This window comes from Mesorhizobium oxytropidicola (assembly GCF_056174625.1).
Map to the genome: position 1 here is coordinate 3,040,831 of NZ_CM149692.1, position 19,559 is coordinate 3,060,389.

20 protein-coding genes and 3 pseudogenes are annotated in these 19,559 nt (G+C 63.5%); 12 read left to right on the forward strand and 11 right to left on the reverse strand.

Annotated features, from left to right (window positions below; genetic code table 11):
- Positions 1-185: 185 nt before the first annotated feature.
- Both AC0V8S_RS15180 and AC0V8S_RS15185 read left to right on the forward strand, forming a co-directional pair.
- Positions 186-1,880 (forward strand): peroxidase family protein, encoded by a 1,695-nt coding sequence (locus tag AC0V8S_RS15180; protein ID WP_183461604.1) that lies wholly within the window; start codon positions 186-188, stop codon positions 1,878-1,880.
- Positions 1,881-2,117: 237 nt separating this feature from the next.
- Complete coding sequence (locus AC0V8S_RS15185) at positions 2,118-3,311, forward strand: hypothetical protein (protein WP_475438189.1); 1,194 nt, start codon at positions 2,118-2,120, stop codon at positions 3,309-3,311.
- A 1-nt stretch (position 3,312) separates the two neighbouring features.
- Here the strand turns inward: AC0V8S_RS15185 and AC0V8S_RS15190 are convergent, their stop codons facing one another.
- Positions 3,313-3,423 carry a putative RiPP precursor gene (locus tag AC0V8S_RS15190; protein WP_192021935.1) on the reverse strand — a complete coding sequence of 37 codons (111 nt, stop codon included), beginning with the start codon at positions 3,421-3,423 and terminating at the stop codon, positions 3,313-3,315.
- Between the two features lie 322 nt (positions 3,424-3,745).
- On the opposite strand from AC0V8S_RS15190, the gene AC0V8S_RS15195 reads away from it, so the two are divergent.
- From AC0V8S_RS15195 to AC0V8S_RS15215, 5 genes and pseudogenes are all read left to right on the forward strand, one after another.
- Positions 3,746-5,368: a WD40 repeat domain-containing protein gene (locus AC0V8S_RS15195; RefSeq protein WP_475438190.1), complete on the forward strand. Its 1,623-nt coding sequence runs from the start codon at positions 3,746-3,748 to the stop codon at positions 5,366-5,368.
- A gap of 114 nt (positions 5,369-5,482) precedes the next feature.
- Positions 5,483-5,941, forward strand: coding sequence for a mobile mystery protein A (locus AC0V8S_RS15200; RefSeq protein WP_475438191.1), 459 nt, complete (start codon positions 5,483-5,485; stop codon positions 5,939-5,941).
- A pseudogene (locus tag AC0V8S_RS15205) lies at positions 5,938-6,548 on the forward strand (mobile mystery protein B). Before AC0V8S_RS15200 ends, AC0V8S_RS15205 begins: the two are co-directional and overlap by 4 nt.
- A 62-nt stretch (positions 6,549-6,610) precedes the next feature.
- On the forward strand, positions 6,611-7,162 hold the full coding sequence (locus AC0V8S_RS15210; protein ID WP_475438192.1) for an isochorismatase family protein: 552 nt from the start codon (positions 6,611-6,613) through the stop codon (positions 7,160-7,162).
- A 327-nt stretch (positions 7,163-7,489) separates the two neighbouring features.
- A pseudogene (locus tag AC0V8S_RS15215) lies at positions 7,490-8,735 on the forward strand (amidohydrolase family protein).
- Between the two features lie 52 nt (positions 8,736-8,787).
- On the opposite strand, the gene AC0V8S_RS15220 reads toward AC0V8S_RS15215, so the two are convergent.
- From AC0V8S_RS15220 to AC0V8S_RS15235, 4 genes are all read right to left on the reverse strand, one after another.
- Positions 8,788-9,000 carry a hypothetical protein gene (locus tag AC0V8S_RS15220; RefSeq protein ID WP_183461590.1) on the reverse strand — a complete coding sequence of 71 codons (213 nt, stop codon included), beginning with the start codon at positions 8,998-9,000 and terminating at the stop codon, positions 8,788-8,790.
- A gap of 117 nt (positions 9,001-9,117) precedes the next feature.
- Positions 9,118-9,345, reverse strand: a complete 228-nt coding sequence (locus AC0V8S_RS15225; RefSeq protein ID WP_475438193.1) for a hypothetical protein — start codon at positions 9,343-9,345, stop codon at positions 9,118-9,120.
- 223 nt (positions 9,346-9,568) lie between these two features.
- Positions 9,569-9,775, reverse strand: a complete 207-nt coding sequence (locus AC0V8S_RS15230) for a hypothetical protein (protein ID WP_475438194.1) — start codon at positions 9,773-9,775, stop codon at positions 9,569-9,571.
- Positions 9,776-10,075: 300 nt separating this feature from the next.
- A complete protein-coding gene (locus AC0V8S_RS15235) occupies positions 10,076-10,276 on the reverse strand; it encodes a hypothetical protein (RefSeq protein ID WP_475438195.1) in 201 nt (66 codons plus the stop codon).
- Positions 10,277-11,285: 1,009 nt separating this feature from the next.
- Between AC0V8S_RS15235 and AC0V8S_RS15240 the strand changes: the two genes are divergently transcribed.
- Positions 11,286-11,585 (forward strand): DUF1236 domain-containing protein, encoded by a 300-nt coding sequence (locus tag AC0V8S_RS15240; RefSeq protein WP_095200610.1) that lies wholly within the window; start codon positions 11,286-11,288, stop codon positions 11,583-11,585.
- Between the two features lie 97 nt (positions 11,586-11,682).
- Here the strand turns inward: AC0V8S_RS15240 and yghU are convergent, their stop codons facing one another.
- On the reverse strand, positions 11,683-12,549 hold the full coding sequence (gene yghU, locus AC0V8S_RS15245; protein ID WP_183461583.1) for a glutathione-dependent disulfide-bond oxidoreductase: 867 nt from the start codon (positions 12,547-12,549) through the stop codon (positions 11,683-11,685).
- A gap of 421 nt (positions 12,550-12,970) precedes the next feature.
- On the opposite strand from yghU, the gene AC0V8S_RS15250 reads away from it, so the two are divergent.
- Together AC0V8S_RS15250 and AC0V8S_RS15255 are read left to right on the forward strand one after the other, a co-directional pair.
- A complete protein-coding gene (locus tag AC0V8S_RS15250; RefSeq protein WP_475438196.1) occupies positions 12,971-13,876 on the forward strand; it encodes a S1C family serine protease in 906 nt (301 codons plus the stop codon).
- Positions 13,877-13,894: 18 nt separating this feature from the next.
- Positions 13,895-14,881 (forward strand): LysR family transcriptional regulator, encoded by a 987-nt coding sequence (locus AC0V8S_RS15255; RefSeq protein WP_475438197.1) that lies wholly within the window; start codon positions 13,895-13,897, stop codon positions 14,879-14,881.
- Here the strand turns inward: AC0V8S_RS15255 and AC0V8S_RS15260 are convergent.
- Together AC0V8S_RS15260 and AC0V8S_RS15265 are read right to left on the reverse strand one after the other, a co-directional pair.
- Positions 14,878-15,606, reverse strand: coding sequence for an SDR family oxidoreductase (locus AC0V8S_RS15260; RefSeq protein ID WP_475438198.1), 729 nt, complete (start codon positions 15,604-15,606; stop codon positions 14,878-14,880). The two genes, AC0V8S_RS15255 and AC0V8S_RS15260, sit on opposite strands and share 4 nt — an antisense overlap.
- A 127-nt stretch (positions 15,607-15,733) precedes the next feature.
- On the reverse strand, positions 15,734-16,189 hold the full coding sequence (locus AC0V8S_RS15265) for a MarR family winged helix-turn-helix transcriptional regulator (RefSeq protein WP_475438199.1): 456 nt from the start codon (positions 16,187-16,189) through the stop codon (positions 15,734-15,736).
- A 65-nt stretch (positions 16,190-16,254) separates the two neighbouring features.
- On the opposite strand from AC0V8S_RS15265, the gene AC0V8S_RS15270 reads away from it, so the two are divergent.
- Positions 16,255-16,728: a cupin domain-containing protein gene (locus tag AC0V8S_RS15270; protein WP_475438200.1), complete on the forward strand. Its 474-nt coding sequence runs from the start codon at positions 16,255-16,257 to the stop codon at positions 16,726-16,728.
- Positions 16,729-16,754: 26 nt separating this feature from the next.
- Here AC0V8S_RS15270 and AC0V8S_RS15275 read toward each other — a convergent pair whose 3' ends face one another.
- Complete coding sequence (locus AC0V8S_RS15275) at positions 16,755-17,366, reverse strand: hypothetical protein (RefSeq protein ID WP_475438201.1); 612 nt, start codon at positions 17,364-17,366, stop codon at positions 16,755-16,757.
- A gap of 94 nt (positions 17,367-17,460) precedes the next feature.
- Positions 17,461-17,805 (reverse strand): VOC family protein, encoded by a 345-nt coding sequence (locus tag AC0V8S_RS15280; RefSeq protein WP_475438202.1) that lies wholly within the window; start codon positions 17,803-17,805, stop codon positions 17,461-17,463.
- 192 nt (positions 17,806-17,997) lie between these two features.
- On the opposite strand from AC0V8S_RS15280, the pseudogene AC0V8S_RS15285 reads away from it, so the two are divergent.
- Positions 17,998-18,596: pseudogene (locus tag AC0V8S_RS15285) on the forward strand (YdeI/OmpD-associated family protein).
- Here AC0V8S_RS15285 and AC0V8S_RS15290 read toward each other — a convergent pair.
- Positions 18,575-19,546: a LysR family transcriptional regulator gene (locus AC0V8S_RS15290; RefSeq protein WP_475438203.1), complete on the reverse strand. Its 972-nt coding sequence runs from the start codon at positions 19,544-19,546 to the stop codon at positions 18,575-18,577. The pseudogene AC0V8S_RS15285 and the gene AC0V8S_RS15290 overlap by 22 nt on opposite strands.
- Between the last annotated feature and the right edge of the window lie 13 nt (positions 19,547-19,559).

Genomic DNA, 19,559 nt, shown 5'->3' on the forward strand with positions numbered 1-19,559 from the left:
GTCATATTTTATTGTGATATTAGCATGGACTGAAAAGCATAGGCCAATCCCAGAGTTAAAATGCGGAACGATTGGCCATTCCGTTGATCTTGATCATGAAATGGTGCCGAGGGCCGCTGCATGCGCGTGGCTCAGCACTTATGCGCGCGTATTTCCTATCAGCGAAATGATTTGCGGAGGCAGCCATGGAATCCAGTGCAGCCAAAAGTTCGTTCAGCCCACATGGTGGCGGCATCAGAGGCGCCGATGTCTCGCGCCGGTCATCCTTGTTCGAAGGCCGCTTCGGCCGGATGTTCAGGGAGCTCGCTCCAGCGGTTCATTCCCAGAGCGCGCTTCTGGCGTTGGGGAACGCGATGACGGCCGATCCCGAGAAAACCGCGGACAACAGGCCTACGGCCGCGGCGGAGACAGACAAGCATATTCAGGATGACGAAGAAAACACCGGCATCGCGGCTGGATATACCTATCTCGGTCAGTTCATCGACCACGACATCACTTTCGACCCTTCGTCCTTGCTGATGCAGATGAATGATCCGGACAGCCTGGTGGATTTCAGGACGCCCCGCCTTGACCTGGACAGCGTCTACGGCCGTGGGCCGGCAGACCAGCCCTATTTGTATATCGACGGCAAGTTTCGGCTGGGGAAACAGCTGCTCGAGCTGAACAAGCCTTCACCGTCGCGGGATCTCCCGCGCTACCGCGATCCGGAAAATCCCGCTACCGCGGCCCGCGCACTCATCGGGGACAAGCGCAACGACGAGAACGTCATCGTCTCCCAGTTACACGGCATATTCATGCGCTTGCACAACCGGCTGATGGACGAGCCAAAACTGAAAGGAGCCACCTTCGATGAAGTCCAGCGCATGGTGCGTTGGCACTATCAGTATGTGGTTCTCAACGACTTCCTGCCGCGTATCTGCGGTGCTGAGTTGATCGACGAAATCCTCCCCCACCGCCGGTCAGTTGCCAGTGCCGCCGAAAAGAAGCCCAAGCTTCAGTTCTTCCACTGGCGCAACGCGCCCTACATGCCCCTGGAATTTTCGGTCGCCGGCTACCGGTTTGGCCATTCGATGGTGAGGCCGATCTATCGGCTGAATACCGAGCTGAATGGGGGCGACGATCCGTTGTCGGCAACGCCTGACGAGAAGGCTCGCGGACTTGCCGGCCGCTTCTTCATATTCGCGGGCGTCGCCAACAGAGGCCTGAACGGCTTCGACGAATTTCCAACCCAATGGGCCATCGACTGGAGCTTGTTCTTCGACATTGACGGGTCAGGTAAAAAGGGCGGCAAGCATCGGGCTCAGCCGGCGTACAAGATCGACACGTCGCTGGTGAATCCGCTTGGGTTCCTTCCCGAGTTTTCAAAGACGGTGCCGGCTTCACCACCGCTCACGCTCGAACAACTGCAAGCCAAGCCGATCGATCCGAAAAACGACCCGGCCAACCTCGCGGCGCGGAATCTGCTCCGCGGCCTCGCCTTGCGCATGCCAAGCGGACAGAGCGTGGCGCAGGCGATGGGGGTGCCTGTTATTCCCGATGCCGATCTGAAGATAGGAAAAGCCGTCCTCGACGAGATGAAAGGTGCAAAGAGCGTAGTCGACATCGATGGGGAATTCGCTGGCAATGCGCCGCTTTGGTACTATGTGCTGGCGGAGGCGCAGCACGACTGGTTCAAGCGCGCTTCGAAAAAGGGCAGCAAGGGCGACGAGGAGCCGGTCCATCTGGGCCCGGTGGGAGGTCGTATCGTTGCGGAAACGCTGGTCGGCCTGGCCTATGGAGACGGTCATTCGTATCTGATCCAGGATCCGAACTGGGAACCGCCTATCGGAGGCAGGTCCCTGACCATGGGCCATCTGGTGAAATATGCGCTTGGTGGTTGACCCGGTCCGGTCGGACTTGTGAGAAAGCTCCTGGTCACGGACCAGGTCACTGCACCGCCGAGGCCGGGCACGTGATGGCGCTGGCGATGCCTTGACGGCTACGCGGCCGATCGCCAGCGCCCATCTGTGCAGCGGCTGTATCGCAAGCTAGGCTGCGACAAAGCAATCGCGCAGCCAGATTATCCATGAACGCCGTTCCCAACAGCGACCGTCGATCACTATCGAGACTCTCCCGCCATGCATGATTTCGGCCTGGTCGAAATCCTGCTCGCGGCCGCTGCCATTCTTGTGGTCGCGGCATGCGTCGTCTGGCTGTTGCGCAAGGCGCGAGCCCGGCGCCGCGCGGCTCGCCGGGCGGATCCGACCAACGACTATGCGGTGCGCACCGACTGGGAGCGCAGCACCGGTACCGTCAACTACTCGTCCTTCGTCTATTTCGATGTCGACCGCGACGGGACGTACGGCGTGGGCGACCGGCCGATGGCCGGCATCATGGTGCGGCTGTTCGACGAACAAGGCGGCTTCGTCGCTTCAACCAGGACAAACAATGGCGGCTTTGCCAACTTCGCTATGTCAGTGTCTTCGGTCAATGCCGTGATCCGCGCGCCCGGCACCTACCGGTTCGCGGTTTCGGTGCCGCCGGGCTGGCGCTCGCCCAGCGCCAACGAGATACAATCGCAGGAGTTCCGGCTGGCGGCGGGCTCGCCCGCCGGGCTTGTGTCGCAGGACCTGCCCCAGCCGGTCGGCCTGGCGCCGGCGCGCAGCCTGGCCGGCCGGATGGTGGCAGACGGCACCGCGACACTGTCGGTGATGGCGGACGGGCAAGAGCTGGAGAGCCTGGCGCTGGCGCCGGGTTTACCCTTCCGGCTCGACCTTGCCGGCGAGGCCGACATGGTGGTGATTTCTGGCGGCGGGCTTGACCGGCAGCTTGCGCTTTCGCCCTATCCGACCGATCTCGGGCTGGTGTCGTCGCAAATATTGCCGGGCGGGGCCCCGCTGCGGACGATCGGCTTCGACGACGTGACCGGGCGTGGCTTCCGCAAGATCCCGTGCGGCCATGCCGGACTACAATGGCGCAACCTCAACGCCATGGCGCAGGACCACACCAAGGGCAGTGAAGGCTATGTCAACGGCAATGTCTCGGGCGATCACGTCGCCTATACCAGCAGCGGCTACCCGGCCGAGTTCAGCCGCGAGACCCCGTTCGGGTTCCACTCGGTGCTGCTGAGCGCAGCGTGGCTGAAGTCTGAAGGGGAGATCGCGCTGATCGAGTGTTGGCTGGGCGTGCAACTGGTCGCCAGCGATCAGTTGGCGCTGTCGGCGCTGACGCCGCTGCACTACGCGCCGATGCTCAAGGCAGTAACCCGTGTCCGTCTCTCGACGAAACACTCTTGGCAAATGGTGCTGGACGACCTGATGCTGACGGGCTGACTTATTGCGGTATCGGAGGATTCGAGGTCACGACCGGGCCGTTGGTCGCGGCCGTGATCGATTTCAGATTGCCCTTCTTGATCAGAGCCGGCCGCTCGTAGATCTTCTTCATAATGCAAGCTCTCCACTATATCCCGTCGCGAGTGTGACACATCGTGATCTTCTGTCAATGTTGGGCTGGGGATAGTCCAGATTATCCCAACCAGAGCATCGAAGATCTTGGCATCAGGATTGCCGATTGCTTCGGTCCGATCGGGCATAAATCGGCAATGTAGAGCGCGCGCCCTCACGCTTAAGTCATTGTTTCTATGCGTATCCCCAGCCCAAACCAGGATATATCAGGCGATATACATGAGGGCAGGAGGCGAGGCTGGCGCTTTGCGGTATACAGCCGGCGCTGCTAACCTCATCCAAATCCGCGGGCGGAGAGCGCGATGAACAGATTGGCTGACAAGGTGCTGGCGCTTGTCCTGGCTGCGGCTGCCGTGGCCTGCCTGGTGCGGGTCTATCCGCTCGCCGGTGCCTTTGCCTGGCATGGCGTTTCCGGGCTGCTAGCGGATGCGGCCTCCTTGCGGCTTCTGGTTTTTGCCGTGGCGGCACTTGCCTGCGTGGCCGGCGCCTTGCTGTTCTGGGCCGGGCTGTTGCCGGGGCGCCCTGCGCATCTGGCCGGAGCACTGCTGTTCGGCCGCGCTGCCGAAGTGCAGGAGACCGGCAGGCCCGGCCTGCGCAAGGTCTTTCTCGCTTTGCCATTGATTGTGCTGGCGGCACTGGCCGTCGACCGGTTCGGCCCGTGGCATGAAGGCAGCGGCGAGATTGCCAGCCGGCCCAGCGAGCCCAAGGCAGCCGAACCCAAGGCGGTCGAACCCAAGCCCGATGAACCGAAACTTGCCGAACCCAAACCCGCCGAGCCGAAGGGCCAGGATGTCGCCAGTGCGCCGCCGGCTCCGGAGCCGGCACCGGCGCCAGCCCCGCCAGAGGCGCCACCCACTCCGCCATCTGTAGCCGCCAACCCGCCGGCCGCGCCGGTGCCGCCTGCGCCGCCCGTGGCCGTGCCTGTGCCGACGCCCGTCGCCCCGTCGCCGCCGGAGGTCGCGGTCATTCCGCCGCCCACGGTGGCGCCATTGCCGCCACCGCCGCCGGCGGCGCCGACGCAGCCCGACGGCCATCGCGAAGCGGTCGTCTGGCTGGCGGTGGCGCCGGACGGCCGATCGATCATGAGCGCCAGCACCGATCGTGTGATCAAGCTGTGGGACATTGGCGGCAAGCACCTGATCCGCAACCTCGGCGTCCACAAGGACATGGCGCGCACCGCGCTCTATATGCCTGACGGCGTCAGCGCGCTGACGGGCGGCGACGACGGCGAGATCGTGCTGCGCAAACTTGCCGATGGCGCTGTGCTGCATGTCTTCCAGTCCGGCCAGAATGGCGGCGTCAGGCAGCTGGCGATCAGCCCGGACGGCAAGCGCGCCGTCAGCGGGCACGACACCGGCAATGTCATCGTCTGGGACCTCGTCAACAATTCCGTGCTGCACGTGCTGACCGGGCACGACTGGTCGGTCAATGCGGTCGCCGTCTCGCCCGACGGCAAGCAGGCGCTCAGCGGCAGCATTGACGGCACGCTGAAGCTCTGGGACATCGAAAGCGGCAAGCAGCTGCGCAGCTGGCATGGGCACGAGCAAGGCACCTATGGCGCCGTGTTCACCGCCGACGGGCACTATGTGATCACCGGCAGCGGCGACCTGACCATCAAGGTCTGGGATCTCGACAGCGGCCGCGAGGTGAGGCGTTTCGAAGGCCATGAAGGCACGGTCTATACGCTGGCGCTGTCCGCCGACGGCAAGCGCCTGCTGTCGGGTTCGCTCGATGGCACGGCACGGCTGTGGGACATGGAAACCGGCAACCAGATCGCCATGTTCGACAGCCAGACCGGCCCGATCTACGCCGTGGCCTTCGCCCCAGACGGCACGGTGCTGACCGGCGGCTACGACCGCACCATCAGGGATTGGCCGGCGGCGGGCGGGGATGGCGTGGTGCTGTTTGCCGGCGCGCCAGGGTGAATGCTGGAGAGCTCAGCGCTCACCGAATTGTCAATGTATAAGTTGACATTTATGATAATTTTGTATATGTGAATATTTACAGTATGTATCTTCCTGTCAACTTATGAGTTTACAATGAGCGTTAAGCAGGCCGTTCGCCTACAATACCAGTCGGTGGTGAATCTCGCCCAAGGCCGTAAAATCCAGGTTCCAGCGGAGGGTTGGATACGGACTGTGCGGAAGGCGCTCGGCATGTCGGGCGCCCAGCTTGCAGGGCGGATGGGCGTAACCCGCGCCCGCATTGCCCAGGTAGAACAGGCCGAACTCGAAGGCGGCGTCACCCTGAAGTCGATGCAGGCCACGGCCGAGGCGATGGGGTGCCGGTTCGTCTATGCGTTCGTCCCGCGCGACACCATCGAGGCCATCATTGTCGCTCAGGCACGGAAAAAGGCGCAGGCGATTGTCGCCACGGCCGGCAAACACATGGCACTCGAAGACCAGGCGGTGGTCGGCAACCGGACGGATCAGGAAGTGAGCCGCCTGACGAGCAAACTGATGTATGAAATGCCGTCCGATTTCTGGCAGGACAAATGACGATTGCGCCCGATTATCCCGAGGGCGCGACGCCACTTGATCCCAACGAGCTCGGCGGACTGAAGCATAGGCACATCACCACCCAGGCCGAGCTCAACGAGCTGGAGCAGGCCAACATCACGTCCGGCCTGCTGTGGCTTTCCCGGACACGAAGAAAGGACATCCTCACCGACGGTTTCGCCATCGAACTTCATCGGCGGCTGTTCGGCGAGGTGTGGAACTGGGCAGGAACCTTCAGGACCACCGGCAAGAACATCGGCGTCGATCCCATGCAAATCGGGGTGCAATTGCACGCAGCGCTGGATGATGCGCTCTACTGGATGAACCGGGGCACATATGCGCCTATCGAAGCAGCCGTGCGGCTTCACCACCGGTCGTGTTCATCCATCCGTTTGCGAATGGCAATGGGCGCCATGCCCGTATCCTGGCGGACGCCATGCTTGAGAAGCTCTACGGCGTCGATCCGATCGATTGGACCGCTGGGGCGGATCTGCTGAAAATGAACGAAAGGCGGGCGGCCTATATCTTGGCATTGAAGGCAGCCGACCGGCACGACATTGGTCCGCTGCTGACTTTTGTCGGACTGGCAGGTCGGCTACAGTCGTGACCGGCACCGCTATCACGCCACCCCAACCTTGATCGGTTGGCCCGCCGTGCTATGTAAAAATCATGTCAGCACCTAGCCTTACAGACAACGCGCCGCTCATCGTCATCGATCTCCAGACCGGCATGTTCGACGGCGTGCACGAGCCGCCGATCCATGACGCGCCCGTCATTGCAGAGCGGACCCGGGCGGTGATCGACTGGGCAAGGCGGGGTGGGCGCAAGGTTGCCTTTGTCAGGCATGATGGACCCGAAGGCGATCCGTTGGCGCCGGGTGAACCGGGCTGGCCGGTCTGGCCCGCCCTTGGCCAGGCCGATGATGAACCGACCTTTGCCAAATCCGTGCGCGATGCCTTCAGCAATCCTGCCTTCGGCGACTGGGTCGCCGGGCAGGGGGCCGGCGCTGTGGTGCTCCTTGGCGCGCAGACCGATTTTTGCGTCGCGGCAACCGTCACGGGCGCGATCGCCAGAGGGCTCGGCGTCACCGTGGTTTCCGATGCCCACAGCACGCTGGACAGCGCCAGCGAGAGCGCTGAGCAGATCATTGCCCGGCACAATGGCGAATTCGCAGAAGCCGGTGTCAATCTGATGACAACGAAGGTGCTGGTCGGCGGCTGAAGCGGCAACGCCCATCATAGCAGCCCGGCCTGCCCGGACCGGATCACAAGTCCAGGCACGTGCCATGGTCGACGCGGGCGGGGGGGCGCATTGTTGGGGTGTGCTCGGCGCCCGCGTCAACCAGGGCGGCTCGTACCGCCGCAACAACACCATTGCATATTGCCGGGCCGCCGAAACTTCCGTGAAAGCGGAATAGGCAGGACCCGCGGTGCGGATTCGAGATGCCGGTCCGCCCGGGCAATTGTGTGAAACAGTTTTTCGTCCCAGCCGCATTGACCCGCGGCGGGCGGGCGGCGAGGCCTGGCGCTTGCAACGGGGATGGCGCCCATGGGCGAGCAGACAATTTTGAGCGAACAGACGATTTTCCGCAACGCGAAACTGGCCGATGGGTCGCTGGCGGATTTTTTCGTCACAGGCGGCCGCTTCAGCGCCATCGCGCCGGCCGGCAAGGCGCTCCCATCTGATCACGCCACCATCGATCCCATCATTATCGACCTTGGCGGCCAGCTTGTCGTGCCGGCCTTCGTCGAGGGGCATATCCATCTCGACACCTCGTTTTATGGCGACGCCTGGCGCCCGCATATTCCCTGCACCAATGGGTTCGACGTGCGCGAGCGTGTCGCCTTCCAGGCGCAAAACCTGGCCGCCGCGGCGCCGATGGCGGATCGGGCGAAGAACCAGCTCGAACTCTGTATCGGCCACGGCAGCCTGGCCATGCGCAGCCATGTCATGGTCGACAGCTCGGTCGGGCTGAAACATGTCGAAACCATCCTGGCCGTGCGTGAAAAATACCGCGACCTCATCGACATCCAGCTCGTCGCCTTTCCGCAAAGCGGCATTCTGTCCTCGCCCGGTACGGCGGAGCTCCTCGATGAGGCGTTGAAACTTGGCTGCGACCTCATCGGCGGGCTCGACCCCGCCAGCTTCGACCGCGATGTTAAGGGCCATCTCGACGTGGTGTTCGCCCTGGCGCAGAAACATGGCGCCGGCGTCGACATCCACCTGCATGATGGCGGCACGCTCGGCCTGTTCCAGGTCGAGGAGATCGCGGGGCGGGCAAAGGCGCTCGGCATGGCAGGCCATGTCGCCGTCAGCCACGCCTATGGGCTGGGCGACATCCCGGCCGATGCGCTCAAGAAGGCCGGCGCGAGGCTGGCGGCGGCTGGCGTGGCGATCATGACCAACGCGCCCGGCAACCATGCCTTCCCGCCGGTGGCGGCTCTGCGGCAGGCCGGCGTCACCGTGTTCAGCGGCTCCGACAACATCCGCGATTCCTGGTGGCCCTATGGCGATGGCGACATGCTGAACCGGGCCAAATATGATCGGCTACCGCTCCGGCTTCTACGAGGACCACGAACTGGCGGCCACCTTCGATGTGGTGACCCATGCCGGCGCCAAGGCGCTGGGGCTGGAGGACTATGGCATTGCCGTTGGCGCCAACGCCGACTTCGTCGCCATGCGGGCGCAGCACGTGCCCGAGGCGGTTGTGGCCGTGCCGAAAGACCGGACGGTCTATCGCCGGGGCAGGGCGGTGGCCAGGGATGGCAGGATGATGGGCATCATCCAAGCCTGACCCGTCCCGATGAACCCGGGATGGGTCTTCGCAGGCGATGACCGCCCAGGTATCAGTAGGCCTTGGCTGCCGTCTTGTGCTTCTTGGAATGCTTCCTGTGTTTCTTGTGCTTCTTGGCGGCGACCTTTTGAACGGCGGCCGGGGCAGCCGTCGTGACCCCAGCGGTCACGGCGGCAGTGGTGGCAGCCGCATTGGCTTCGACAACCGGCATGGAGACGACCAGCGCGAACGCGAGGCCGAGAGCCGCGAGGATGGATTTGTTCATGGATTTATTCCTTTTAGATCACGCCGAACCGAAACGGAAACCGGTTTCGGAAAAGATCATGTTCGAGCAAGAGGCTTCGATGGCGCACGCGGCGCCATCGGGCATTTCTCGGGAACCCTACTTTTTCTTGCAGTCGGCGGCTGCCTTCATTGCTGCCGTCGCTTCGGCCTCGGTTTTGTAGGACGTCTTGCCGACCATCATGACGGTCTTGCCGTCAGGCTTTGTCGTGGCGACGGAACACGTCTTATCGCTCGCCTTCTGGGCGACGAAATATTCTGTCGCCGCAAGCGCTGGAGCGGTCGCGAGCGCGACCAGAATCGCTGCGGAAAGAAGCTTCCTGTACATTTCATTTTCCTCCACTTGGCCCCTCTCGCCGGTGGACACTGTGACGAAGCGATCTGTCTGACGTCTTGCCGCTACATTACGGTTTGGTAATGTTGCGTGCGGTCGACATGGAGGGCGGCATCGCCGGTGCTTTTGCGAGTCAACATGATTGCTACCGCTCCGTCTTCAACGAGGGGCAGCCGTCGCCGCAATCTCTGATGTTTGATGTGTGATGGCTGGCCCATCAATTCGCCGCCCTGCTATCGGCTGCCTGGGCCGATCGGGCAGGCATGGAGGAGAGAGCGTCTTGGTTCGACGGCTGCTCGCCGAAATACAGCGCGCCGCCGAGCACGAGGAATACAATCCCCACCGCCACAAGTCCGACCATCAACACGGCGATCGCCGTACCCGGGCCGTGGCCTGTTCTGGTGATGATGGACCGATGGTGCATCGCTCTTCCTCCGAAATCGAGTCCGGTCCGGAGACCTTGCGGCAAACGACGGCAGAGGCGGGATGTTCCCGATGAAGAGCTGCATCGGCCCTTTGCGTTTCCTTTTGGGACCAAGGTCTTAGGTGACTGAAGCAAAGGTCCGGTGAGTCCTGTTCGGTTCCGGCAATGTCCATTGGATGTTCCACTATTTTAGCCAATTGAGATATAATTCCTTACCCTCTCGAGGGGCCAAGGCGGGCGCCGAAAAGAGCAAAATGGTGCCGTCCGACATGCCCACAGTGATGTGCCATTCTCCACATTTCATCGGACCAAAGGCCGTTTGTGAGGAACTTCGTTCAGTCCGGGCGGCGGAGCAAACAGGCTCATGCCAAACGCCAGGAATTCGAACTTGTAGACCTCGCGCCGGCTGAGCGGCTCTGCCATGTCGCGGCTGCGCACCGGCATGGCAAAGCCGAATTCGCCGCCCTGCCATCCGCCGCGGTCGATCCAGTACTGGTCCATGCCGGCACGCTTGCCGGTCCTTTTTCGGACGAGCGGAAGTTGATGGTGTGTCGCGGGGTGGCTATCCCCGAGGCATTGCGCGGACATTGCGCTGGAGCCACGAGGCCAGAGAGGCGCTCATGCCCAATGTCTCCCTTGACGGGCTCGCTCCAGCGACATCGAACCGCTCGGTTTTCCTTGTGGGACCAAGGTCTTAGGTGGTGTCCGTAAAAGGTCCGATAGGCCCTGTTCGGTTCCGGCAATGTCCATTGGATGTTCCGCTATTTTAGCCGGATGAGATATAATTAGGCAGCCATAGTGCCGTGGGGAAGGTGCCCAAGCATGCCTCTGACGCGGCTTCCTGGGAAGGTCTACCAGCCCATCCATTCGCGCGTGCGCCAGGCAAGGCCGGCAAAGGGCGCCATCAACGCGATAACGACAAACATCAGCATGAACGGGTGCTTGGTGGCGGAGGGTCTGGGTGCCATGTCTCGATCATCCTTGCTGGAGGTTCATCGGGGAAATGCGGGGAACAACGTCGCCACGGCGGCATGGTTGCATCCGATGCAGGCACGCCGCTCATGGCTGGAACCGGATGCCGGCGCCGGCGTTTTCCCGATGTGACCGGTGAGGCTGCCACCTCCGCCGGCACCGTTAAAGGCTCGCTCTGCTCCCGGCAAAGCGGGCCTTTTTCGTGGCGTCGGACGACGCATTCGGGAACGACACCGCGCGCTCTACGTTAGCCGTTCCTAAGCAATGGCGGGTCGAGTTCCCCTTCAGAAAGAAGCACGCCGATGCTTCTTTCCGAAACAGGTGGGATTTTCAGCGAAATTCTCATGAAATTATGCACAATTAGTTGCGGAATTTCCGAAGCATATAAGGCTGTTGCCGTTAGCATGCGACGGAAATATAAATTGCCATTTGGTGAACAATCCGCATATTTATTCCATGAATTAAGATGGAACCTTGGGATGACGGGCGAGTTCTCCTCCAGGGCGGCGGAATCGAGACAGCTATCAAGGAGGTTACTATGAAACATTATCTTTCGAGCGCAGCAGCCGCGATCGTTCTGATGGGCGGCATTGGTGCGGCCATGGCGGACACCATCGTCGTTCAGCCCGAGCAGGAGACGGTGGTTCGCGAATATGTCAAGAAGCAGCCGCTGGCGTCGGTCAATCTGCTCGGCCTCGAGCTCAAGCTTGGCTCGCCGGTGCCCGACAAGGTCGAACTGCGCGAAGTGCCCAACGTCAAGTACCGAGTCGCCGTGATCAACGACCAGACTGTCCTGGTCGACCCCGAGACCCGTCAGATCGTCGAAGTGCTGCACTGATCCATGGTGTGGCAGTGAGTGTGACGTCAGTATAGCGTCGAGAAAAGCCCGCCACGGGTCGTGGCGGGCTTTCTTGTGAGGTTGGCGTTGCCGCCTCTTATTCGGCGGCCAGCTTGTCCTGCGTGTTCGTGTCGAAATCGCTGGCGTCGTGGCGCTCATGCAGTTGCATGGCCGGCTCGCCGAAGGCGCGGTTGACCATGCGGCCGCGCTTGACCGCGGGGCGGGCGTCGATCGCCTTGGCCCAGCGCTGAACGTGCTTGTACTCCTGGACGGACAGGAAGTCGGCGGAATCATTGTACATGCGGCCGAGCGCCAGCCCGCCATACCAGGGCCACACCGCCATATCGGCGATCGTGTAATCCTTGCCGCCGAGATATTCGGTCTCGGCCAGCCGGCGGTCGAGCACGTCGAGTTGCCGCTTGGTTTCCATGGCGAAGCGGTCGATGGCGTATTCGAATTTCTGTGGCGCATAGGCATAGAAATGGCCGAAGCCGCCGCCCAGATACGGCGCCGAGCCCATCTGCCAGAACAACCAGGACAGGACTTCCGCACGCGCCGGTTGTTCGGTGGGCAGGAATTCGCCGAATTTTTCGGCGAGATAGACCAGGATCGAGCCGGATTCGAAGATGCGCACCGGCGTCGCACCGCTGCGGTCCATCAGAGCCGGGATCTTGGAGTTGGGGTTGACCTCGACGAAGCCGCTGCCGAACTGGTCGCCATCGTTGATCCTGATGAGCCAGGCGTCGTATTCGGCGCCCTTGTGGCCGCGCGCCAAAAGCTCTTCCAGCATGACCGTCACCTTAACGCCGTTCGGCGTCGCCAGTGAATAAAGCTGCAGCGGGTGCTTGCCGACGGGCAATTCCTTGTCATGCGTCGGTCCGGCGATCGGCCGGTTGATGCTGGCAAAGGCGCCGCCATTTGCCTTGTTCCAGGTCCATACTTTCGGCGGGGTGTAGTCTGTCATGTCGGGCCTCGGGTTGGGGAGGAGAGAACGGGATTGAGCGGATCCATCTACAGCTAGGGCTGCGGAGGCGGAAGTTCAACTTGCGTTGAACTATTGTCAATGTTGGCGATGACGTTGGCCCTTCCTTCTCCCCTTGTGGGGCCCGAAGGGCGGGCGAGACCGTTGGCTCGCCCGGGGGTGGCCTCGCGAAGCGAGGTCGGGGGTGTTTTAGGGAACGCCAACGCCTCACTCCGCTGGAACACCCCTCAACTGTCTGGCGCTAACGCGCCGATCCACCGCCGGGGGCGAGCCACTTGTCTCGCCCCGTCCTTCGGACCCCACAGGGGGAGAAGGAAGAACTAGCGATACGCACCTTGCACCATCCCCTCCAAGGCATACGTATAGAAGAAGCCGCCGGACATTCGCATCGCAGGACAAAATCATGGCCATCAATCCCAATCCGCGCTCCGTCGTTGCCGTGCGCGCCACCGTTCCCGAGGATGCCTTCACCGCCGGCGCGCTGGGCACGCTCAGGGAAGGCAGTGGCGTCGTCATCCGCAATGACGGGCTGGTGCTGACCATCGGCTATCTCATCACCGAGGCCGAGGAGGTCTGGCTGACCGCGCATGACGGCCGCGTCATCCCCGCGCATGCGCTGGCCTATGACCAGGAATCGGGCTTCGGCCTTGTCCAGGCGCTGGCGCCGACCGGCCTGCCGGCCGTGGCGCTTGGCGATGCCGGCAAGGCCCGGATCGGCGACGCGGTGGTGCTTGCCGACGGCGTCGGCCGGGCGGTCGAGGCCAAGATCGTCACCAAGCAGGAATTCGCCGGCTATTGGGAGTATCTGCTCGACGAGGCGATCTTCATCGCGCCGGCGCACCCGTCCTGGGGCGGCGCGCCGCTGTTCAGTGCCGATGGCGCGTTGCTCGGCATCGGTTCGCTGCGCCTGCAGATCAGCCGCGCCGGCGAGGTCGCCGATATCAACATGGTGGTGCCGATCGATCTGTTGCCGCCGATTCTCGACGATCTCTTGACGCGTGGCCAGGTGGCCAAGCCGCCGCGTCCGTGGCTCGGCGCGCTGTCGGCCGAAAGCGACGGCAAGGTGGTGGTGATGAGCGTGACCGAAGGCGGTCCGGCCGCTAAGGCCGGCCTGCGCCAGGGCGATGTCATCTCCGAGGTCCGCGACGGCGCGGTCGACGGGCTCGCTGATTTCTATCGCAAGCTGTGGGACAGCGGTTCGGCCGGCGCCGAGATCCCGATGCGGGTGGTGCGCGACGGCCGTGAGACCTGGCTGCGCGTCAAATCGGCCGACCGCGGCAGTTTCTTGAAGAAGCCGCAGTTGCAATAGGCCGGTGTCGGCCAGGCGATGCATCCAAGACTGCTCAAAACCTTCCTCGCGGTGGCGCGCAGCCGCAACATGACGCGCGCCGCCGAGGCGGTTCACCTCGCGCAATCGAGTGTCAGCGATCAGATCCAGGCGCTGGAGGCTGAGCTTGGTGCTGCACTGTTCACACGCTCGAAGTTCGGCCTGGAGCTGACGCCGGCAGGACTCGCGCTGCAGCCGATCGCCGAAGAACTGTTGCGGCTCGATGGCGAGGCGCGCGCGGCGGTGCTGTCGGCTGCCGGGCGCACCAGCGGGGCACTGACCATAGGCGCGCTGGAGACGATCGCCTCGGCCCGGCTGGCGCCCTGGCTGCCGGGATTCCAGGCCCGGCATCCCGATATCACCGTGCGGATGAAGGTGACCGACAGCGGCACGCTGCGACGCCTGCTGGAGGACGGCGATATCGACGTCGCCTTCTGCTTCGAGCGTCGCGATGGTGCGAAGGACGCCGATGCGCGCCTGGCCAGACGTGCGATAGGGAGCGAACCGCTGGTTCTGGTCGCGGCCCCGGGACAAGGCACCGCGCCGCGCGACCTGGCAGACCTTGCCGCGCTGCGCTTCGTGGTGACGGAGCCCGGATGCATCTACCGGCACATGTTCGACACCGCTTTTGCCGAGGCGGATATGGCTCCGCCCAAACCTGCCGCCGAAGTTGGCAGCATCGGCGCCATTGCCCGGTTGGTGGCGACGGGTGCTGGGCTCGGCCTCATTCCCCGTCTCGCCGTCAGCGATGCGCTGGCGCGCGGTGACCTCGTCGAACTACCATGGCCCGGCCGGGCGCAGGCGGCACCGCTGATGATGATCTGGCGACGCCGCCGCATCCAGCCGCCGGCGCTCAGGCAATTGCTCGCCGCCGCGCGCGACACGCTGGTGCCGGAACGCCTCGAGACGGGTTCAGAACTTGAATCGGCGGATAGCTCCAAGGCATTGTTTTCAAACAACTCCCTGTCGAATGCCGTCACCGGCTAAACCAGCCGGTGCCCGCCTTCGACATGCAGCGTCGTGCCAGTGGTAAATCCGTTGCCGATGAGGAAGAAGAGAGCGTCGGCGATGTCTTCGGGTTGGCCGACCCTGCCGACCGGCAACCGCTCGGCCATCGCGGCAAGCATTTCGGCCTTCCGGTCGCCGGCGACCTGCGCCCAGATCTCGGTGTCGACCCAGCCGGGCGAGACGGCGTTGACGCGGATCGGCGCGAGTTCGACGGCCAGCGCCCGCACCAGCCCTTCGAGCGCGGCGTTGACGGCGGCGACGACCGAGCCGCGCGCGGCCGGCCGGTAGGCGGCGATGCCGGAGACGAAGTTCATCGAGCCGTTCGCGGCCAGCCGTGGCGCACCGTGCTTGGCAAGCAGCAATGGGCCGAAGAGCTTGCTGTCGACCGCGCGTTGCGCCGCCGCGAGGTCAAGCTCCGGCAGCAGCCTGTAGGCGCCTTCGATGTCGGCCGCCGTGCTGACGATGTGGTCGAGCCCGCCGATCTCGGCGAACAGCGCCGCAACCTGGTCTTCCCGGGCGATGTCGACAACGGCAACGTGCAGGTCGGCGGGATTGCCAAGTGTCTCGCGCGCCTGTCGCAGCCTCTGCTCACCGCGCCCGGCGATGATGACTGTGGCATCGGCCTCGACGCAACGCCTGGCCAGCGCCAGGCCCATGCCGGAGCCGCCGCCGACGATCAGGATCCTTTGGTTCGAAAGGTTCATTTCGCTCTGCCTTTGCTGGATTGGGACAAGGGCAGGGGATTGGCAGGTCGGCGTGCCCGGAGGAAACGGAAGAAACCGATAACGCCATCGGAAATGCCGATGATGCCGTACACCAATGCGGTTTCGGTCAGCGCACCAGCGGGCTGTCCCAGACGACAAACAGCAGCGCTTTCAGCTGGTCGAAGCGCTCCGGCCCGAGCTCGCTGCGCCACTCCTCCTCGATGTCGCGTAATATATCGACCATTTTCCAGAAGGCGGCGTGGCCGCGTTCGGTGGCGTGCACCACGCGCGCGCTGCCTTCGCCGTCGGAGCGGACGATATAGCCGTAATTTTCGAGGCTGCTGAGCAACTGGTTGATGGCCTGTTTGCTCATGCCGGCACGTTCGGCGATGGTGCCGGGGCGCGCGCCGTCCGGGCCGGGAAACTGCAGCACCGCCATGTGCGGCAGGCGCAATTCGTCGAAACCGGCGGCGTTGAGCTCCTTGATCAGCCGGCGCTGGATAGCCTGCGCCGGCACGCGCAGCAGGGCGCCGATCAAAAGGTCCGTGGTCTTGGTCTGGAGAACTTCGGTGGAGGTGGCCATTGACGATCCGGTAAATTGAGTTTACTGACTGCTAGTAAATGTAATTTACCGGAAGGGTTTGCGCAATGTCAGCCATGGATCTTCAGGTCAACCCAGCCAATGAGATCATCGGCACCAAGGGGCTGTCGGTCCGCTTCCTGGTGTCGGGCGAAAATTCGAACGGCAGTGTCGCCGCTTTCGAGCTGATGGTGCCAGGCGCCCAGCGCTTGCCCGCGCCGGCGCACAGCCACGACCACTACGAGGAAACGATCTACGGCATCGATGGGGTGTTGACCTGGACCGTCGACGGCAAGCCGTTCGAGGTTGGGCCGGGGGAGGCGCTGTGCATTCCACGCGGCGCCGTCCACCGCTTCGACAACAATGGCACCCGGGATGCCAAGGCGCTGTGCGTCATCACGCCGGCGGCGATCGGTCCGGACTATTTTCGTGAGGCATTCGGCTTGCTCAACGCCGCTGCCGGCGGGCCGCCTGACAAGGCTGCGATGATGGAGATCATGCGCCGCCACGGCCTGACGCCGGCAATGCCGCCACCGGCCTGATGCCGGCCGCAGGGGCAGGGCGCCAGTTATTCCTGGCAAGCGGCGAAGGCGTCGCCTGAATTCCAGTCCTTGAAGGCAACGATCTGGCCTTCAGCCGACACGGTCTTGTGCTTCGTGCTGCCGTCCGGCTGCTGCTTCGAGCTGGTGCCCTTGCCGGTCAGCACATTGTAGTCACAGGCGCTGGCGACATTCTCCTGCAGGTAATCCACGGACTCATAGGCGAAGCCGGCAACGATGAAGGCGCCGTTGCGGTAGGCGATGGTCAGCGTCTGGTTGGTGCGCTCGCTGCCGATCTCCGGCGCCGGCAGATAGAATTTGATCGAGCCGTTGGGCAGCATCGTCAGCTCCGGCTCGGCGTCGGAGTTCTCGTAGCCCGGCCGGTCGTAGCCGTTCCAATCGCCACCGATCTGCTCGCGCACGATTTCGACGGGCTTGAGGTAATTGTGCTCGATATCCCTGAGGAAGAAATGGATGTCCATCGGGTCTGTCGGCCCGGTCTCGACCACCATGGCAAGGTCGGGAGCACCGTCGCCGTTGAAGTCGCCGGTCAGCGCGGTGATGATTTTTTGGGTTTCGATCGGCTCGGCGAGGGCGGTTGTGGGGAGCGCGAGGGCAAAGGCGAGGAGCAGAGATTTCATAGCGTGTTCCCCGAATGCGGCACCCGCTGTGGTACAGCAGAGCGCGGGGAGGCGCCAGCGCTTGTCCTTCCCGCCGCAGGGAGAGAAGGGAGCGTTAGTCGCGCTCAGCACTCGCAAACACCACCAGGTTCCCGTCGGGATCGCGCATGCGCATGATCCAGAAATGGTCGGCTTCCTCGATCGGGCCGGGTTGGAGGCCCGCATCCACCAGCCGTTTGCGTTCGGGCGCCAGCGGCAGCACGCCGAGCGTCAGCGTCGAGGTGCCGGCCTTGTCCTTGTCCTCGAACAGCTGCACCTCGGCGCTGTCGGTGAACTGCCACTCGGCCAGCCCCGGCATCGGTCGGCGCAGCGGCGGCTTGCCGAAGAGCTTTTCGTACCAGCCGATGCTGGCCTCGAGGTTGGAGCAGCTGACATGGGCGAAAATGGTCTCTATTGCCATCGGGACCCTCCATCGGGCGGTTGCACTCTTGCGGCAACGCGGCGATGGATAGTGTGTTCCCTACTTTGCGGCAGCGTGTCCCATTGCTGACGAAAACTGGCAGTGGACCATGCCATGATTCCGGGAATCGCGGGATGACGGAGGCAAGATGACAGGGACGCCAGCAACAATTCTGAACCGGCAGGCCCGCTGATGGCGCCGGTCAAGGTCGATCCCGACAAGGTCCGGGAATTTCCGGACGCGGCGAGTTTCTACGCCTGGCTCGGCCAGCACCACGCCTCGGAAAGCGAGGTGTGGATCAAGGTGCACAAGGTCGGGTCGAGGCTGAAGTCGATCACGCCGAAGGAGGCCATCGACGTGGTGCTGTGCTTCGGCTGGATCGACGCGGTGCGCAAGGGGCTGGACGAGAACAGTTTTCTCCAGCGCTACACGCCGCGCGGCAAGAAGAGCATCTGGAGCAAGATCAACATCGACAATGTCGCGCGGCTGGTGGAGGAGGGCCGCATGACCGGGCATGGGCTGAAGCAGGTCGAGGCCGCCAAGGCTGACGGGCGCTGGGCGCGCGCTTATGGCAGCGGCAAGGAGATGAAAATCCCGACGATTTGCAGGCGGCCATCGATGCCGAGCCGGCGGCCAAGGCGATGCTGGAAAAGCTCAGCGCGCAAAACCGCTTCTCGCTCGCCTTCCGCACCCACAACATGAAGACCGAGGCGGGACGCCGGAAGAAGATCGAGACCTTCGTGGCGATGCTGAAGCGTGGCGAGACGATCTATCCGCAGGGCAAGAAGTAGGAGCCTTCGGACGCGGGAATGAGGGGCGATGGTTCGGCCTGCGAGGGGGCTGATGATGCCATCAAAATATCGCTGCGGACGGCCTGGACAAGAAAGTCGAGGACCGTCGTCACACGCAGCGGCACGTTCTTGCGCGAGGGGTAGACGACGTTGATCGGCAGGCGCGTCGGCGGAAAGTCCGGCATCAGCCTGACCAGCCTGCCTGCTTCGATGTCCGGCCCGGCCAGAATGTGGGAGAGCACCGCAAGCCCGGCTCCTGCCAACGCCGCGCGATGGACGGCCATCGAATTGTTGGCGACAAGGCGGGGCTCGATGCGCAGGACAACTTCATCCGCTCCACTGGAGAACGACCATGACCGGCCATCGCCGCCACGGCTGTAACAAATGCAGGCGTGATCTCTGATGTCTTGCGGCACTCGCGGTGTGCCGCGTCCCTCGAGATAGGCTGGCGAGGCCACGAGAAAGGCGGTTGTCCAGCCGATCCGGCGGCACATCAGGCTGCTGTCGCCGACCGGCCCGAGGCGTACCTCGAGATCGATTGCGTTGGCGACCAGGTCCGACGGCTGGTCGCGAAGGAGCAGATCGACTTGCAGGTCCGGATGGCGCTCCAGCAGGCTTGTCAAGCGGTCGCTGATGAAGAAGCCGAGCGGCGTCGGCAGGCTGAGCCTCACCTTTCCGGATACGGCCGCCGCTTCGGCGCCGCCGGCCTTGTTGAGCGCTTCGACCGCTTCGATGACACGCAGCGCCATCGGCAGCATCTGTTCGCCCTCCGCCGTCAGGGCAAGCGCGGTCGTCGTGCGATGCAGAAGGCGGGTCTTCAGATGCGCCTCCAGCGCGGAGACCTGCCGCGACACGGCCGGCTGCGTCAGATCAAGGTCGATGGCGGCCGCCGAGAAGGACTTTGTCTGCGCCACGCGCAGGAACGTTCGCAACGCCGATACGACATCCATCCTCGCCCTCATA

What these genes read in the sequence shown, in the direction of transcription:
- AC0V8S_RS15265 (WP_475438199.1), bottom strand. Translation starts at nt 16,189, where the DNA reads ATGGCCACCTCCACCGAAGTTCTCCAGACCAAGACCACGGACCTTTTG.
- AC0V8S_RS15230 (WP_475438194.1), bottom strand. Translation starts at nt 9,775, where the DNA reads ATGCACCATCGGTCCATCATCACCAGAACAGGCCACGGCCCGGGTACG.
- AC0V8S_RS15190 (WP_192021935.1), bottom strand. Translation starts at nt 3,423, where the DNA reads ATGAAGAAGATCTACGAGCGGCCGGCTCTGATCAAGAAGGGCAATCTG.
- AC0V8S_RS15240 (WP_095200610.1), top strand. Translation starts at nt 11,286, where the DNA reads ATGAAACATTATCTTTCGAGCGCAGCAGCCGCGATCGTTCTGATGGGC.
- yghU (WP_183461583.1), bottom strand. Translation starts at nt 12,549, where the DNA reads ATGACAGACTACACCCCGCCGAAAGTATGGACCTGGAACAAGGCAAAT.
- AC0V8S_RS15200 (WP_475438191.1), top strand. Translation starts at nt 5,483, where the DNA reads ATGAGCGTTAAGCAGGCCGTTCGCCTACAATACCAGTCGGTGGTGAAT.
- AC0V8S_RS15270 (WP_475438200.1), top strand. Translation starts at nt 16,255, where the DNA reads ATGTCAGCCATGGATCTTCAGGTCAACCCAGCCAATGAGATCATCGGC.
- AC0V8S_RS15280 (WP_475438202.1), bottom strand. Translation starts at nt 17,805, where the DNA reads ATGGCAATAGAGACCATTTTCGCCCATGTCAGCTGCTCCAACCTCGAG.
- AC0V8S_RS15220 (WP_183461590.1), bottom strand. Translation starts at nt 9,000, where the DNA reads ATGAACAAATCCATCCTCGCGGCTCTCGGCCTCGCGTTCGCGCTGGTC.
- AC0V8S_RS15195 (WP_475438190.1), top strand. Translation starts at nt 3,746, where the DNA reads ATGAACAGATTGGCTGACAAGGTGCTGGCGCTTGTCCTGGCTGCGGCT.
- AC0V8S_RS15290 (WP_475438203.1), bottom strand. Translation starts at nt 19,546, where the DNA reads ATGGATGTCGTATCGGCGTTGCGAACGTTCCTGCGCGTGGCGCAGACA.
- AC0V8S_RS15255 (WP_475438197.1), top strand. Translation starts at nt 13,895, where the DNA reads ATGCATCCAAGACTGCTCAAAACCTTCCTCGCGGTGGCGCGCAGCCGC.
- AC0V8S_RS15225 (WP_475438193.1), bottom strand. Translation starts at nt 9,345, where the DNA reads ATGTACAGGAAGCTTCTTTCCGCAGCGATTCTGGTCGCGCTCGCGACC.
- AC0V8S_RS15185 (WP_475438189.1), top strand. Translation starts at nt 2,118, where the DNA reads ATGCATGATTTCGGCCTGGTCGAAATCCTGCTCGCGGCCGCTGCCATT.
- AC0V8S_RS15235 (WP_475438195.1), bottom strand. Translation starts at nt 10,276, where the DNA reads ATGGACCAGTACTGGATCGACCGCGGCGGATGGCAGGGCGGCGAATTC.
- AC0V8S_RS15180 (WP_183461604.1), top strand. Translation starts at nt 186, where the DNA reads ATGGAATCCAGTGCAGCCAAAAGTTCGTTCAGCCCACATGGTGGCGGC.
- AC0V8S_RS15210 (WP_475438192.1), top strand. Translation starts at nt 6,611, where the DNA reads ATGTCAGCACCTAGCCTTACAGACAACGCGCCGCTCATCGTCATCGAT.
- AC0V8S_RS15275 (WP_475438201.1), bottom strand. Translation starts at nt 17,366, where the DNA reads ATGAAATCTCTGCTCCTCGCCTTTGCCCTCGCGCTCCCCACAACCGCC.
- AC0V8S_RS15260 (WP_475438198.1), bottom strand. Translation starts at nt 15,606, where the DNA reads ATGAACCTTTCGAACCAAAGGATCCTGATCGTCGGCGGCGGCTCCGGC.
- AC0V8S_RS15250 (WP_475438196.1), top strand. Translation starts at nt 12,971, where the DNA reads ATGGCCATCAATCCCAATCCGCGCTCCGTCGTTGCCGTGCGCGCCACC.